At 69.5% G+C, this 15,246-nt stretch carries 14 protein-coding genes; 12 read left to right on the top strand and 2 right to left on the bottom strand.

All coding sequences use genetic code 11. The features are described from left to right. The first annotated feature begins 295 nt into the window (after positions 1-295). The 7 genes from OG746_RS21715 (at position 296) to OG746_RS21685 (ending at position 7,980) form a co-directional block, all read left to right on the top strand. Positions 296-994, top strand: a complete 699-nt coding sequence (locus tag OG746_RS21715) for a VWA domain-containing protein (protein WP_266716968.1) — start codon at positions 296-298, stop codon at positions 992-994. A 321-nt stretch (positions 995-1,315) separates the two neighbouring features. Beyond that, a complete protein-coding gene (locus OG746_RS21710) occupies positions 1,316-1,735 on the top strand; it encodes a hypothetical protein (protein ID WP_266716966.1) in 420 nt (139 codons plus the stop codon). Continuing rightward, the gene (locus tag OG746_RS21705; protein WP_266716963.1) at positions 1,732-3,666 is read left to right on the top strand and encodes an ATP-binding protein; all 1,935 of its coding nucleotides are present in this window, start codon (positions 1,732-1,734) and stop codon (positions 3,664-3,666) included. The genes OG746_RS21710 and OG746_RS21705 overlap by 4 nt, the downstream gene beginning before the upstream one ends. A 34-nt stretch (positions 3,667-3,700) precedes the next feature. Further along, the gene (locus tag OG746_RS21700; protein ID WP_266716961.1) at positions 3,701-4,789 is read left to right on the top strand and encodes an IS630 family transposase; all 1,089 of its coding nucleotides are present in this window, start codon (positions 3,701-3,703) and stop codon (positions 4,787-4,789) included. 35 nt (positions 4,790-4,824) lie between these two features. Next, the gene (locus OG746_RS21695) at positions 4,825-5,553 is read left to right on the top strand and encodes a tetratricopeptide repeat protein (protein ID WP_323179688.1); all 729 of its coding nucleotides are present in this window, start codon (positions 4,825-4,827) and stop codon (positions 5,551-5,553) included. A 519-nt stretch (positions 5,554-6,072) separates the two neighbouring features. Continuing rightward, positions 6,073-7,239, top strand: a complete 1,167-nt coding sequence (locus OG746_RS21690; protein WP_266716959.1) for an acyl-CoA dehydrogenase family protein — start codon at positions 6,073-6,075, stop codon at positions 7,237-7,239. Positions 7,240-7,242: 3 nt separating this feature from the next. After that, positions 7,243-7,980, top strand: coding sequence for a FadR/GntR family transcriptional regulator (locus OG746_RS21685; protein WP_266716957.1), 738 nt, complete (start codon positions 7,243-7,245; stop codon positions 7,978-7,980). A 17-nt stretch (positions 7,981-7,997) separates the two neighbouring features. On the opposite strand, the gene OG746_RS21680 is transcribed toward OG746_RS21685, so the two are convergent. Beyond that, positions 7,998-9,302, bottom strand: a complete 1,305-nt coding sequence (locus OG746_RS21680; RefSeq protein ID WP_266716955.1) for an amidohydrolase family protein — start codon at positions 9,300-9,302, stop codon at positions 7,998-8,000. Continuing rightward, positions 9,251-10,225 carry a CoA transferase gene (locus OG746_RS21675; protein WP_266716953.1) on the bottom strand — a complete coding sequence of 325 codons (975 nt, stop codon included), beginning with the start codon at positions 10,223-10,225 and terminating at the stop codon, positions 9,251-9,253. Before OG746_RS21675 ends, OG746_RS21680 begins: the two co-directional genes overlap by 52 nt. A gap of 108 nt (positions 10,226-10,333) precedes the next feature. Here OG746_RS21675 and OG746_RS21670 point away from each other — a divergent pair, with 108 nt between their 5' ends. From OG746_RS21670 to OG746_RS21650, 5 genes are all read left to right on the top strand, one after another. Then, entirely contained in the window at positions 10,334-11,296 is a 963-nt protein-coding gene (locus tag OG746_RS21670) for an enoyl-CoA hydratase/isomerase family protein (protein WP_266716951.1), read from the top strand. Between the two features lie 95 nt (positions 11,297-11,391). Then, the gene (locus OG746_RS21665; protein ID WP_266716949.1) at positions 11,392-12,072 is read left to right on the top strand and encodes a TetR/AcrR family transcriptional regulator; all 681 of its coding nucleotides are present in this window, start codon (positions 11,392-11,394) and stop codon (positions 12,070-12,072) included. A 32-nt stretch (positions 12,073-12,104) separates the two neighbouring features. After that, positions 12,105-12,890, top strand: coding sequence for an SDR family oxidoreductase (locus OG746_RS21660; RefSeq protein ID WP_266716947.1), 786 nt, complete (start codon positions 12,105-12,107; stop codon positions 12,888-12,890). Then, positions 12,887-13,669 carry an SDR family oxidoreductase gene (locus OG746_RS21655; RefSeq protein WP_266716945.1) on the top strand — a complete coding sequence of 261 codons (783 nt, stop codon included), beginning with the start codon at positions 12,887-12,889 and terminating at the stop codon, positions 13,667-13,669. The genes OG746_RS21660 and OG746_RS21655 overlap by 4 nt, the downstream gene beginning before the upstream one ends. A gap of 84 nt (positions 13,670-13,753) precedes the next feature. Next, positions 13,754-15,238: an aldehyde dehydrogenase family protein gene (locus tag OG746_RS21650; protein WP_266716943.1), complete on the top strand. Its 1,485-nt coding sequence runs from the start codon at positions 13,754-13,756 to the stop codon at positions 15,236-15,238. Positions 15,239-15,246: the final 8 nt, after the last annotated feature.

Below are 15,246 nucleotides of genomic sequence, written 5' to 3'. Positions count from 1 at the left end.
CGCGCCCCGCTCGGCGAGGGCCGTCGCCAGACGGGTCCCAGGGGGCGGTGTCTCGTCCGGGCGGTGTCTCGTCCGGGCGGTGTCTCGTCCGGGCGGCGGGCCGGTAGGGGTGTGGGTGTGGGTGTGGGCTGCTTTGTAGACGCGTGGGGCCATGCGCTGGGGCGTGGCACCCATGGCAGCCGCCGTCATCGCGTCTTGGATCAACCGCGCCCGACGGGCGTACAGCTGGCTTCACCACAACCATCCGTCCCATCCGACCGTCAACCACCCACGACCACGCAAGGAGCACACCCGTATGCCGATCGACTTCGAGAAGATTCCCACCGGACTCGTCAGCCTCACGAAGAAGGCCGCCGTCTCCCTGCGGAAGCAGGGCCTCGCCGGGCGACAAGCCGCCGTCTACCTCGTCCTCGACCGGTCCGGAAGCATGCGCCGCTACTACAAGGACGGCAGCATGCAGCACCTCACCGAACAGGCCCTCGCGCTGTCCGCGAACCTGGACGACGACGGAGTCGTGCCCCTCGTCTTCTTCGACACCGAGGCCCACGACACCGTCGACATCAGCCTCGACAACTACGTCGGCCGGATCGCCAAACTCCACGAAGCGCTCGGCCACATGGGGACCACGAACTACGCCGCCGCCATGGACGCCGTCATCAACCACTACCTCGCCAGCGGCGCCAAGACGCCCGCGTTCGTCATCTTCCAGACCGACGGCTCCCCCGACTCCCGCCGCGCTGCCGAACAGACCCTGTGCAAAGCAGCCCAGTTGCCGATCTTCTGGCAGTTCATCGGCTACGGCGACGACGAGTTCAAGTTCCTGCACAAGCTCGACGAACTGGCCGTACCGAAGAAGCGGATCGTCGACAACGCCGGCTTCTTCCCGGCAGGCAAAGACCCCAAGCTCATCCCCGACGGAGCACTCTACGACCAGCTCATGGGCGAGTACCCGGACTGGCTGCGTGCCGCCTCCACCGCCGGAATCATTAATTGACCGCTCCCGCCGTTGAGCGCACCCCTGCCGACAGGGCTCAGGCTCCGTGCGCCCGCAACGTTATTCGGGGCCGTTGGGGCCTACGCATGAAGTGGCGCGGGCCCTATCGTCGGGTCCGGACGACCCTCGGGAACCGCGCCCCACACGCCCGCTCCGTACGCTCAGTACGTCGGCCGCTGGGCTTGGACGCGGACCGCCTTCAAGTCCCCCATTTTCCAGTGCTGTTGCTGAGTTTGGTACGTCAATCCATGCCGAATACTCATACTCCGCCCCTGTTCCCTTCTAGAGTTGCCTCAGCGGCTTCTCCGAGGGGGTATGGAGATGGATCCGATGGTCATGGCAGCAGGCACTGCCCTGGTGGGGGCGATGGCCACGGATGCCTGGGGGCAGATTCGCGAGGCGGCGGTGGCGCTGTGGCGTCGGGTGAGTCCCGAACGAGCTGCTGCCGTGGGCGCGGAGCTCGAGGAGTTCAGGAGCCAGGTGCTGCAAGCTCGCAGGGAAGGCGACGCAGACACGGAGGAGGCCCTGATCAGCGCCTGTCGCCTCAGCCTGCACCAGTTGCTTCGCCAGGACCCGGCGCTGTACGCAGAGTTTAGGAACCTGTTCGAGCAGCATCTGGTGCCTGCCTTGAGCGAGGGCGAACGGACCGCCGTGCAGTCCATCGTGCAAAACGCCACCGTTTCCGGCGGCGTGAGTATTCAGGCCGGCCGGGATGTGCGCGGCCCCCTCCCTCCCCCATGACCGGCGCAGAGCCCCCGCTCCCGGCCTGGGCCGAACAGCGTGCGATTGCCTCGGGCACCGCGGAGGTGAACCAGGCCGGCCGGGACGTCCACAGGGCGACCCACGTGTACGAGGCGCCAACTCCGGCACGCCCGTCCGTCATCCGCGGCTTGCGCCGGAACTCGCCCTACTTCACGGGCCGCGAGAAGGAGTTGAAGGGCCTTCTGCGCACAGCGACGTCGGACCCTGTACGCATCCGGACCATCGACGGCATGCCGGGCGTCGGTAAGACCGCCCTCGTCACCCGGGCAGCGCATCTCCTCGGGGAGCAGTTCCCCGACGGCCAGTTCTTCGTCGATCTGCGCGCCCATGCCCAGGGCCAGTCCGCCGCGGACCCACACGATGCCCTCGCGAATCTGCTGGCCGGGCTCGGTATCGATCCCCGCAGTCTGCCCGCGACTCTTGAGGGCCGAAGCGGCCTGTGGCGCGACCAACTCGCGGGCCGACGCGTCCTGCTCGTTCTTGACGACGCTGCCGACAGCGATCAAATCGAGCCGCTGCTGCCTGGCGGCGCCAGCTGTATGACCCTGGTAACCAGCCGCCGTCGGCTGGTGGACTTCGACGGTGGCGAGCCGCTGACTCTGAACACACTGCCGCATGACGCAGCGGTGACCCTGTTCAGTCTCCTGGCACGCCACGCCCCTCTCCATCCCGCCCCCGATTCGTCCGCTGTGGTCAACCACCTGGTACGGCTCTGCGGCCATCTGCCGTTGGCGATCGTGCTGCTTGCCGGGCGCTTGGCCCACCGTCCGGCCTGGACCGTGGCTGACCTCGCGGCCGACTTCGCCGACGCAACGAATCGACTCGGCCATCTGGTGGCCGGCACCCGTGCGGTCGATGCCGCGTTCAGGCTCTCATACCAGAATCTCCCCCTGGCCAGGCGACAGCTCTTTCGCAGACTGAGCCTGCATCCCGGCCCGGACATCGACTTTTACGCGGCTGCCGCCCTTGATGGCGTGCCACCCGATCAGGCAGCAGACGGGCTTGAAGCGCTGTACACGGATCATTTACTGGAGGAAGTGGCCCCTCGCCGATATCGCCTGCATGACCTTCTCCGCGAGTTCGCCGCCACGTGCTGCACCGACCACGAACCCGCTGCCGATCGCGATCTCGCGCTGGAACGGCTCCTGACGTACTACCGGCGCACAATCGAGTCCGCTGAAGAGGTCATCGCCGCGCATCGCCGAGGGACACCAGCACTGCCCGACGCGAACAGCGCCCTGGCATGGCTGCGTACGGAGCGCGCCAACATCCTGGCGTGCCTGGACCACGCGAGCACCCACGGCCTGCCGACACATGTGGTCCAACTGGACGCGGCACTGGCCCCGTTCCTGCTGCGCGAAGGCCCCTGGCCCCAGGCCACTGCCCTACACGAACGTGCTGCCGACATGGCTTACCAACACGGGGACCTGCACGGTGGGGCCCATGCGTTCAACCGGATCGGCCTCGTCCGGTACATGACCGCCGACTACGCGGCCGCGAGCAGCTTCCACGAGCGTGCCCTGTCCCTCTTCGAGGAACTCGCCGACCAGCGCGGACAAGCCGACACCCTCAACCATTTGGGCAGGGTCCGTGCCACCACCGACGACTACGGGGCCGCGACCGACTTCCACCAGCGCGCTCTGTCCCTGTTCGAAGAACTCACCGATCAGCACGGCCAGGCCACCGCACTGCACGGCCTTGCCCGCGTCCGGTACATGACGGCGGACTACACGGCATCGACGGACTTCAACCAGCGCGCCCTGGCACTGTTCAGCGCACTGGGTGATCTCCGAGGGCAGAGCAACGTCCTCCTTGGCCTCGGCTTCGTCGACTACCTGACCGGGAACTACGTCTCAGCCGCAGACGTCCACGAACGCGCACTGGCGTCGTTCGAAGACCTAGTGTCCTGAGTCGTAAGTTCATGGGCGGTTGTAGGGTGGGGTAATGCCTGGTCCGACGCCGTTGCCACTGGAGCTCTCCGACCACGAACGCCGCGTGCTGCGGGGCTGGTTGCGCAAGCAGACCGCGTCTCAGGCGCTGGTGCTACGGTCGAGGGTCGTGCTGGCGTGCGCGGAAGGACGACCGAACGCGCAGGTCGCGAAGGACCTTGGCGTCTCGCGGGAGACGGTGCGCAAGTGGCGGGCACGTTTTACCGCTGACCGACTGGATGCCCTGGTGGACCAGCCGCGTTCGGGGGCGCCTCGGAAGATCACGGACGAGCAGGTCGAAGCCCTGGTGGCCAGAACCCTTGACCAGGCCCCGCCGGCGGGTGATTCGCACTGGTCGACGCGGTCGATGGCCGAAGCGGCGGGGATGTCGCAGTCGGCTGTCTCGCGGATCTGGCGGGCGTTCGGCCTCAAGCCGCACATCGTGGAGACGTGGAAGCTGTCGACCGACCCGCAGTTTGTGACCAAGGTCCGTGACGTGGTGGGCATTTACCTCTCTCCACCGGAGAACGCCCTGGTCCTGGCGGTGGACGAGAAGTCGCAGATCCAGGCCCTGGACCGAACCCAGCCCGTGTTACCGATGGCGCCGACGGTGCCGGCGAAGATGACGCACGACTACGTCCGGCACGGCACGACCAGTCTGTTCGCCGCCCTGGACATCGTCTCCGGGTCGGTCATAGCCCAGCATTACCGCCGCCACCGCCACCAGGAGTTCCTCCGTTTCCTGAAGGTCATCGACGCCGCCGTCCCCAAGGACCTCGACCTTCACCTGGTCCTGGACAACTACGCCACTCACAAGACCGAGCCGGTCAAGAAGTGGCTACTGCGGCATCCCCGGTTCCACCTGCACTTCACCCCCACCTCTGCGTCCTGGCTCAACCTCGTCGAGCGCTGGTTCGCCGAGCTGACCTGCCGCAAACTCCGCCGCTCGGCCCACCGCAGCGTCGTCGAACTCGAACGGGACATCCGCGGCTGGATCAACGAGTGGAACAAGAACCCCAAGCCGTTCATCTGGACGAAGACCGCCGACGACATCCTCGACACCCTCGCCGCGTACTGCACACGCATTAACGACTCAGGTCACTAGGAGACCGGCACGGGCAAGCGAGCGCCCTTCAGGATCTGGGCCGTGTCCGCTTCATCACCGGGGACTACGCGGCAGCCGCAGACCTCCACGAACGGGCCCTGTGCCTCTTCGAGGAACTCGGAGACCGCCACGGACAAGCCAACGGCCTCAACAACGTGGGTCGTGTGCGGTATGTGACCGGGGACTACACGGCAGCCGCAGACCTCCATGAACGGGCCCTGTCTCTCTTCGAGGAACTCGGCGACCGCCACGGACAAGCCAACGGCCGGATCCACTTGGGGCGCCAGCGGTTCGCGATCGGCGACTTCGAGGGCGCCATCACCCTGCACAGACAAGCCCTGGCCATCTGCGACGAGATAGGAAACCGCCACGGCAAGGCCAACGCCCTCCACGAACTCGGCCGCGCGCAATACGCGACAGCCAAGCACGCAGAGGCCGCGGCGCTCTACGAACGTGCCCTTCAAATCTTCCAGGAGGTGGGAGACCCGCAGGGCGAAGCAGAAGTCTGGAACAGCCTGGGCATCCTGCAGACTGCGACCAACACTCCTCAGCACGGACTCTCCGCACACCACAAGGCCCTGACCCTCGCACGCCAGGCGCACAGTCCCATCGACGAAGCAATCGCGTTGGAAGGCGCCGCAAGGAGTCGGATGCTCGCCGGCGACTTCGAAGGATGCATGGCTGACCTGAGACTGGCCGTACGGATCTACGACCGGATCGGAGCCGCCGCGTCCAAACTCGACGAGGGACGGACCTCGCGCTAGGTGTGCTGTTCTGACACGTTGGTGACGCGGAGCCAGACGACGACTGCTGCGACGGCCAGTGTGCCGTTGAGGACGTAGTCCCGATTGTCGTAACGGCTGGCACCGCACGGAACCGCTTCCACGTGCTGACGCACTGTTCGGCGGCACTACGACGGCGGTACTGCTCCTTCCCGACTATTGCAGCGCCTTCCAATGTCCGCTGACGAACGCCCCGAACCGAACCTTGGTAAGGCCCAGACCGCGGCATGTCGGCTCGTCTTCTTCAGCGGCGGAACCGCCAACCCGGGAGTTTGGTACGTGGTGCGCCGAGAACCCTGCGCACCATACTTTTGGGAATGTCGTGACGCTGACGACCGTAATAGATCTCCGCTGAGATTGTCGGCCTCGCGCTTTCATGCGGGCGCGAGGTTGGTTCCACCTTTTTTTGAGCTCACTCTGTACGGCCCAGCGCGACGTCCAGTACGTTCCCCTTCGGTCTGACCTTTGTCAGGTATGACGCTGTCACGGAGGTGTGCGCACGTGGACTTCCAGCTCACCGAGGACCAGGAGACGATCCGCAAGGCCGTCGCGGGACTACTCCGCGACTTCGACGACGCGTACTGGATGCGCAAGGACCAACAGCATGAATTCCCGGAGGAGTTCTACGCCGCCGTGGCTGGTGGCGGCTGGCTGGGGCTGACCATTCCGGAGGAGTACGGCGGCCACGGGCTCGGGATAACCGAGGCCACGCTGCTGCTCGAGGAGGTGGCGCGTTCCGGGGGTGGCATGAACGCGGCCAGCGCGATCCACCTCAACATCTTCGGGATGCACCCCGTGGTCGTGCACGGCGCCGAGGAGCTGAAGCGGCGCACGCTTCCCCGCGTCGCCACCGGCGATCTGCACGTCTGCTTCGGTGTCACCGAGCCGGGCGCGGGACTCGACACCACACGGATCACCACGTTCGCGCGCCGCGAGGGCGACCACTACGTCGTCGACGGGCGCAAGGTGTGGATCTCCAAGGCGATGGAGTCGGAGAAGATCCTGCTTCTGACGCGCACCACGCGCGCGGACGACGTGGCGAAGAAGACGGACGGCATGACGCTGTTCCTGACCGACCTCGACCGCGCGCACATCGACATCCGCCCCATCGCGAAGATGGGCCGTAACGCCGTGACCTCGAACGAACTGTTCATCGACGGGTTGCGGGTGCCCGTCGCCGACCGCGTCGGCGAGGAGGGCCAGGGCTTCCGGTACATCCTCGACGGCCTCAACCCGGAGCGGATGCTGATCGCCGCCGAGGCGCTGGGGATCGGGCGGGTGGCGCTGGAGCGCGCGGTGAAGTACGGCAATGAGCGGGAGGTGTTCGGGCGGCCGATCGGCATGAACCAGGGCTTGCAGTTCCCGCTCGCCGACTCCCTCGCCCGCCTCGACGCCGCCGAGCTGATGCTGCGCAAGGCGACATGGCTGTACGACAACGGCCGACCGTGCGGCCGCGAGGCGAACACCGCCAAGTACCTGTGCGCGGACGCCGGTTTCGACGCCGCGGACCGTGCGCTGCAGACGCACGGCGGCATGGGATACGCCGAGGAGTACGCGGTCGCCCGGTTCTTCCGGGAGGCGCGTCTGATGAAGATCGCACCGGTCAGCCAGGAGATGATCCTCAACTACCTCGGCTCACACACGCTCGGGCTGCCGAGGAGCTACTGAACCGTGACCGTCGGAAAGCCGTTCGCCGTCGTGAGCGTCCCGAAGGCCGCCGATGTCCTGGCCGCCGAGATACGGGAACGCATCCTCTCCGGCGAGCTCCCGGAGGGCTCGATACTGCCGACCGAACGGGAGTTGGTGGAACAGACGGGGCTGAGCCGCGCCACCGTGCGCGAGGCACTGCGCATCCTTCAGGTGGAGCGGCTGCTGAGGATCAGGCCGGGACGGGGCGGCGGCGCGTTCGTCCACCACCCCGACCACGCCTCGCTGGCCGGCGCGGTCGAGTTGGTCATCAGGGGCCAGCACCTGCGCCTCGACGCCTTGCACGAGACACGAGAGGCCGTGGAACCGGCCTGCGCCGCGCTCGCCGCCGCCCGGCGCACGGAGGTCGACTTGGCCCAACTGGGCGCTGCGCACGACGCGTTGATGAAGGCGGGTGACGTCCCCCGCTTTCTGCGCGCGAACGTGCGCTGGCACACCGCGGTGGCACACGCGTCCGGCAATGAACTCCTCATCGGTCTCATGACGGCCCTCGCCGACGCCATCTACGCCGCCACCGACATCGAACACTTCCTGGACAACGACATCCGCCGGGTCACCGCCCGGGCCCACGCACGGGTCACCGAGTCCATCCGGGCCGGCGATCAGGCCGGGGCGAAGCGGCGGATGGAGCGCCATGTGTGTGCGTTCGCACGGGCAGCGGGGCGGGTGGATCAGCGGGAAGGTGTGGAGCTGGAGGGGTGAGCCCCGCTGGTGGGGCCTCATCCGGTTATGGGCCGCCCGTCCACGAACGCCGCCCGCACGCAGTCCGCCGACAGCCCCCGGAGCGCCTCCCGCAAGGGTACGTGCAGCAGGCACAAATCGGCGCGGGCGCCCGGCGCGACGGCGCGCGGCGGGCCTCCGGGGGCCAGAGGCGCTCCCATGAACAGTCCGAGCGCGGCGCGTGGCGGCAGCGCTTCGGGGCCCTCACGCCCCACCGCCGCCCGCATCACCGCCCAGGGGTCCGCCGTCGCGTACGGGGCGTCCGTTCCGGCGGCGATCCGGACCCCCGCGGCCCGCAATGTCCCGCAGCGGTACAGGTGCCCCCGGTCCTCGGGGTGCACATCGGTCTCGTACGCGGCCGCCCGCTCGACCGGGAAGTGCGGCTGGGTGACCACGGTGACACCGAGCCGTCGCACCCACTCGACGGTTTCGGCGGGGATCACCGCGCCGTGCTCGACCCGGTCCCCGGTTACGGCGCCCGCCGTGTCCAGGGCGAGCAGGGTCACGAGGAGCTGGACGCGGGTGACGCAGTGGACGGCGACGGGGCGGGGCCTGGTCCGCGCGACGCGTTCGGCGAGCTCGTCGGGGGTGGGCAGGGTGAGGTCGTCGAGACGGATCTTCACCGGTGCCGCCGGGTCGAGGCCCAGGACGGTGAGGCGCTGCGGCAGCGGGCGCAGGATGGTGTGCAGGTCCGGATCCGGGTGCGGGTCGGCGTTGGTGAAGCCCGTGATGCCACGGGCCGCGGCCCGTCGCCCAACTCCGGTTAGGTCCAGGGGAGTTGATGGTACCCGGCCGCGCAGGCGCTCGTCCGACCTCCAGAACCGTCCGTCCCCCGCGTCGTCCATGCCCGCCGCACGCAGTGCCGCTCCGTTCCACACCCACAGCTCGCCGCTGCGGTGCTGCACGCGCACCGATCGGTCGGCCACGAGGCGATCGAGTGCGGCGCGATCCAGTTTCCCGGCGACGCTCTCGTGATAGCCGACGGCCCTCACCCACTCCCCCGGTGCTCCGCCCGTCAACGCCTTCGCGAGCTCGTCGGCTCCATTCACGTCAGCGGGCCCGACCCGGACGGACGCGGCTTCCGCGGCGAGGGCGGTGAGGTGAAGGTGATGGTCGTGGAGTCCCGGCAGAAGCGTGCCGCCATGCCCGTCGACGCCCGTGCGTCCGCCGAGTCCGGGGCCCACCTCGACGACGCGCCCCTCGGCCACTCGCACGTCAACGCGCCCGTACCCCTCGACGTCCACGTTCCTGATCAGCACGGCGGGGCCGCCGCTCGCCGGGCGTCCGCGAGTTCCGCGGCGCACGCGGCCATCGCCACGCACACGAGGTGTCCGCCGCCGTCCCGGAGCGAGCGGGTGGCGGCGCGGGCCGCGTAGATGCCGGTCACGGGGTCGGCGACGGCGTCACCCAGGAAGGCAGGGCCCGTGCCGTCGGGAGTACGTGTGACGAGTGCGCCTGCGACCGCTGCGTCGTCACCGAAAGCGATCCGGTCGTCGTCGCGGCCGTAGCCGGTGATGCTCACCCAGAGGCGGCCGGGTCGGGCCCGTAGGAAGTGTGCGACGTCCAGGCCGGCCCGGCGCAAGGCGCGCGGGCGCGAAGCCTCGATCACGACATCGGCGTCGCCGACCAGGGCGCGCAGGGCGGCGCGGTCCGCGAAGTCCAGGACGACACTGTCGTGCCCGTCATGCAGATGCCCGTAGAAGGCGCGGTTGCCGTGGCGGGCGCCGTCGGGGCGGTGCGCGCTCTCCACCTTGACCACGTGGGCGCCCGCGAGGCCGAGCAAGCGCGCACACAACGGGCCTGCCCACAGCGCGGAGAAGTCCACGACGCGGGCGCCGACCGGTGTCCGCCTGACGGCGGCGGGGCCGCCCCGGGTCCGCACTACAGGCGGGCGGCGCCCCCGTTCGGAGCCGAGCGCCGAGGCGGCCACGCCGAGCAGTTGGGCATGCCGGACGACCGTCGCGGCCGGACGCCTGGCAACCGCCTCCGGTAACTCACCTGCCCCGCCGAGGAGGTTGACGAGTGCGGGCACACAGGCCTGATCGTCCGGGCGGGCCAGGTTCACGGCCGCCCAGCCGTCGGCTGCCCGCAGCAGGTGGCAGGAGCCTCCGGCTGACGTGCGCCCAGGAACGGCGAAACCCGCGAGGCGTGCCCGCAGGGACAACTCCGCGTCCACGTCGATCGGGACGCCGGTGAGGGCAGTGAAGTCGTCGGCGACAGCGCGCAAGCGATGGAAGGGAACCATGCTCTCCAATCCGGCGTTCCCCCTTCTCTCGATCCGGCCAGCCAAATTACACTCGCCCGGACCCGAACGGGAGAGCGGAGCGCTGATGCCATGGAGACTCCCTGCGACCTGGTCGACCTGGACCACGCGCCCCGGCTTCGCACCCGCGACCCGCGCCCCCACGTCGCGATCGGCTACGCCGCCGAGCCGTTGGACATCTCCCCGAACCCGTACGACATCCTGCTCACCGGCACACCGCACGCGCCCCGCCCCTGGGTGAGCTGCCCCGACCTCCGCCGGACGGCGGCCCGGCTCGCCGAAACAGTCGCGGGGCGCTCCGAGGCGGCGACGATCCTCGTCCAAGTGCTGCGCATGGGCGAACATCTGCCCCCGCCGGACCGGCTCGTCGCCGAGTCGCTCGCGTACTCGACCCTGCAGGGTGGCACGGTGTTCCGGCAGTGGCTGGCCACGACCGTGCGCGGGGCCCCTCGGCCCGCCGCACAGCCCGTGCGCATGGACCGCGAAGGCGAGCGGCTGACCATCACGCTCGACCGCCCGTGGGTGCGCAACGCGATCGACGCGGTGACCCGGGACGGCCTGTGCGAGGCACTGGCGGTCGCCGTCGCCGACCCGGCGCTCAGACACGTGGACCTGCGCGGCAGCGGCCCCTCGTTCTGCAGTGGCGGGGACCTCTCCGAGTTCGGCACGGCCCGCGATCCGGCCCGTGCGCATCTGGTGCGCGTCGAGCGGAGTCCGGCGGCTCTGCTGTCGCGCTGCGCGGACAGGGTCACCGCACATCTGCACGGCGCGTGCGTGGGCGCCGGGATCGAAATGGCGTCGTTCGCCGCGCGGGTCGTGGCCGCGCCCGACACCTGCATCCGACTCCCGGAGGTCGCGATGGGCCTGATCCCCGGCGCGGGCGGAACGGCCGGCATTCCGCCGCGCATCGGGCGGCACAGGACCGCGTTCCTCGCCCTGTCCGGCGCCTTTCTGACGGCGCCGCAGGCGCTGGCCTGGGGACTGGTCGACGAGGTCGCCACCCATCGGGGAGCGGTGGAAAGCCCCCGCTTTTAAGGCAGTTGACTTCACGCAGGGCCCGTGCTTCCATTCCCATCAGTTGGAAATGTAATTCTCCAATACATCAAAGCGCCCTCTCCTGAGGAGTGGTGATGGCCTCGTCGTCCGTCTCGTCCGTCTCCGTCAAGGAACAGATCATCCTGGCAGCGGAGCGCCTGCTCGCCGAGCACGGTCTCGACGGGGCATCCCTCCGGCAGATCAGCGCGGCCGCCGGAAACGGCAACAACACTGCGGTGCAGTACCACTTCGGATCCAAGCAGACCCTGATCCAGGCGATCTTCGAGTACCGATTGCGGGACCTCAACGCGCGACGCGACGCACTCGTCGACGAGCGGCGTCCGCGCGACGTCAGGTCCTGGGTGGCGTGCCACGTCGTGCCGGTGCTTGAACAGGGCGAGCGGGACGGAAGCCGCTACCTCAGCTTCGTCGCCAAGTTGCAGCAGCACGGCCGCCGGGACGTGCTCGACCGCCTCGCACCCGAACTCCTGGCCCCCACCACCCGCTTCCGCACCGAGGTCGGCGCCCTGCTCGCTGGGGTGCCCGAGCCACTGCGGGGCCACCGCATCGCGCGAGCCACGGCGTTCGCCGTCCACGCGGGCGCCGAGCGGGAACAGAGCCGGGCCCGCGCCGAACAGGTGCTGCCGTTCGCCGCCCACGCCGGCGATCTGCTCGACGGGATCGTCGGCTTCCTTCAAGCCCCGGTATCGCCCGCGACTCTGACCGCGCTCGATACGGCGCCGCCGCACGCCGAGGCCCTGTCCCTCCACCCGTAGCAGTCAACCCACGTTGAAGGAGCGGTGGTTCGATGAGTATCGGGCTGCGCGACGCGGTCACGGTCATCACCGGCGCGGGCAGCGGCATCGGCCGCGCCACCGCCCACGCCTTCGCGCGGCGCGGAGCCCGGGTCGTCGTCACCGATCTCGACGCCGACCGGGCTCGCACCGTGGCCGGGGAGCTCGACGGCCGGGGTGTCGCCGCCCCGTGTGACGTGACCGACCTCGACGCGCTGCGGGCCGTGCGCGACCTGGCGCTCGACCGGTTCGGCCGCGTCGATCTGGTGATGAACAACGTAGGGATCCTCGCCGTCGGCCCCGTCGAGGACATTCCGCTCGACGCCTGGCAGCGCGTGATCGATGTGAATCTGCTCGGCGTGGTGCGCAGCAACCTGGTGTTCCTGCCCGTGTTGCTGGAGCAGGGCTCAGGGCACGTGATCAACACGGCGTCCACCGCGGGCCTGTTGCCGTACGGGTTCGACCGGCTGCCGTACACGGCGACGAAGCACGCGGTCGTCGGCCTGTCGGAATCGCTTGCGCTCTATCTGCGGCCGCGTGGCATCGGTGTCTCGTGCCTGTGCCCCGCCGGGGTGGCCACGAACATCGTCGAGCAGATCACCTTCTACGGGGAGCCGGCCGCGCCCCAGGGCCCCTCGTTTTCCGTCGTCGATCCGGACGCGGTCGGCGAGTTGGTCGCCGACGGCGTCGACGAGGACCGCTTCCTCATTCTCACCGCACCCGAAGCCGCCGAGGAACTACGCGAGTTGGGCGCGGACGTCGACCAGTACCTGACCCGTCCCAGAAAGGGCGCCGCATGACCAGGAGCAGCACCATCGACCGCATGAGCCTTGACGGCAAGGTGGCCGTCGTCACCGGTGGCGCGGGCGCCATCGGCCAGGTCTACGCGCGGGCCCTCGCCGAGGCCGGGGCACGTGTCGCGCTCGCGGATCTCGACGGCGAGGGCGCCGATCGGGCCGCCAAGTCCCTTGCCGCCGACGGGTTGCACGCGTTCGGCGTACGAGTCGACATCACCGACCGGGACTCGGCCGGGGCCATGGCGGCCCAGGTCGTCGAGGCGTTCGGCGGGGTCGACATCCTGGTCAACAACGCGGCATTGATGGCCGACATCCCGCAGGTCGACCTGCTCGAACTGCCCGGTGAGTGGTTCGACCGGGTCATGCAGGTCAATGTGTTCGGCGCGATCGTCTGCGCGGGCGCCGTGAAGGCGTCGATGGTGGAGCGTGGCGGCGGGCGGATCATCAACCAGGTGTCGGCCGGGGCCTTCATGGGCGGCGGCATCTACGGGGTGAGCAAGCTGGCACTGGTCAATGTGACGGTGGGGCTCGCCCGTTCGCTGGGCCCACTCGGCATCAACGTCAACGCGATCGCGCCCGGCCTCGTGGAGAACGAACCCGGGTTCAAGAGTCTGCCCGCCGACCATCCGGCGCGCGCGGCGCTCGCCTCCGCGATCCCCGGGAAGAAGCAGGCACCCGCCGATGACCTGCTCGGCACGCTGCTCCTGCTGGCGTCGCCGGCCGGCGAGTGGATCAACGGCCAGACCATCAACGTGGACGGGGGCTGGGTCACCCGGCTGTGACCACGCACCTCCGGTCCCACGCGGAACGACCCCTCCCCTCACGCCCTCCCGTACGTCCTTCCCCGAGAACGAGGCGGCACCGACATGACCGCAAGCCCCTCCCCCGTCACCGACGACCTCGGCGTCACCGGCCCGCTCATCAACGGCTCTTGGCCCGAGAAGACCTCACTGGGCGCCACCGACCACCTCAATCCGGCGACCGGTCGTGTCAACGGCTCGGTGCTGCTCAGCGGGCCGCAAGAAGTGGACGACGCGGTGGCCGCCGCGCGCGCCGCGCAGCCCGAGTGGCGGGCGATGTCCCCGGACAAGCGGCGCCGCATCCTCCAGCGTGTGGAGGAGTTGATGCTGGAGCGGGCGGGCGAGCTGGGCCGGCTCACGACCCTGGAGATCGGCGCGCCGATCATGATGGCGTCGGCGCTCGCCCACCTGTGCGCAGGCTGGTTCGGCTACTACGCCGGGTGGGCCGACAAGATCGAAGGTGCCACGATCCCGCCGAGCCCGCTCATGGTGCCGGGTCTCGACTACACCGTGCCGGAGCCGTACGGGGTGGTGGGCATCATCCTCACGTGGAACGGCCCGGTCATGTCGGTCGGCATGAAGATCGCCCCGGCGCTCGCGGCCGGAAACTGCGTGGTGGTCAAGTCCCCGGACCTGGCTCCCTTCGCGGTGGCGAGGTTCGGTGAGCTCGCCCTCGAAGCGGGGCTGCCGCCCGGGGTCCTGCACATCCTGCCGGGCGGTCCCGAGGCCGGTGATCATCTGGTGTGCCACCCGGACGTCGACATGATCTCGTTCACCGGCGGCATCCCGACGGCGCAGAAGATCCTCGACGCGGCACGTCACACCCTCAAGCCGGTGCTGCTGGAACTCGGCGGAAAGACGGCGAGCGTGGTGTTTCCCGACGCGGACCTCGACGCGGCGGTCGCCGAGACCGTGCGTTCCTGCATGAATCTCTCCGGTCAGGGCTGCAACCTCAGCACGCGGCTCCTGGTCCACCGCGACGCGTACGAGGATGTCGTGGCTGCCGCGGCGCGAGCGGCCGAGGCACTGACTGTGGGCGACCCCTTCGAGCGGACGACGGCGCTCGGTCCGGTGATCGGCCCGGCCGCACGCGACCGGATCCTCGGCGTCATCGAGGAGGCCGCGCACACCAGCAGGCTCGTCACGGGCGGGCATGCCGTCGATCCGGGCGGGCTGCCGCCGCAGGTCCGGGGCGGCAGCTTCGTCGAGCCGACGGTGCTCGCGGACGTCGCCGAGGACAGCGACGTGGCCCGGCACGAGGTGTTCGGACCCGTGCTCAGCGTTCTGCCCTTCGATGACGAAGACGAGGCGGTGCGGCTCGCCAACTCGACGCCGTACGGCCTCGGTTCGGTCCTCTACACCCGGGACGTGGCCCGTGTGCAGCGCGTCGTGCCACGCCTCCAGGCAGGCACCGTGCATGTCAACGGGGCGTCGGGGCAGCCGCCGGGCGCGCCGTTCGGCGGCTACAAGCACAGCGGGCACGGGCGCGAGGGCGGCAAGGAAGGGCTGTACGAGTTCCTGCAGACCAAGAACGTCTTCATCCGCGCGTAGTGACGAGG

The sequence above is a fragment of the Streptomyces sp. NBC_01016 genome, assembly GCF_026341035.1.
Taxonomy (GTDB): Bacteria; Actinomycetota; Actinomycetes; order Streptomycetales; family Streptomycetaceae; genus Streptomyces.
This window is presented reverse-complemented; position numbering and strand designations above follow the sequence as displayed.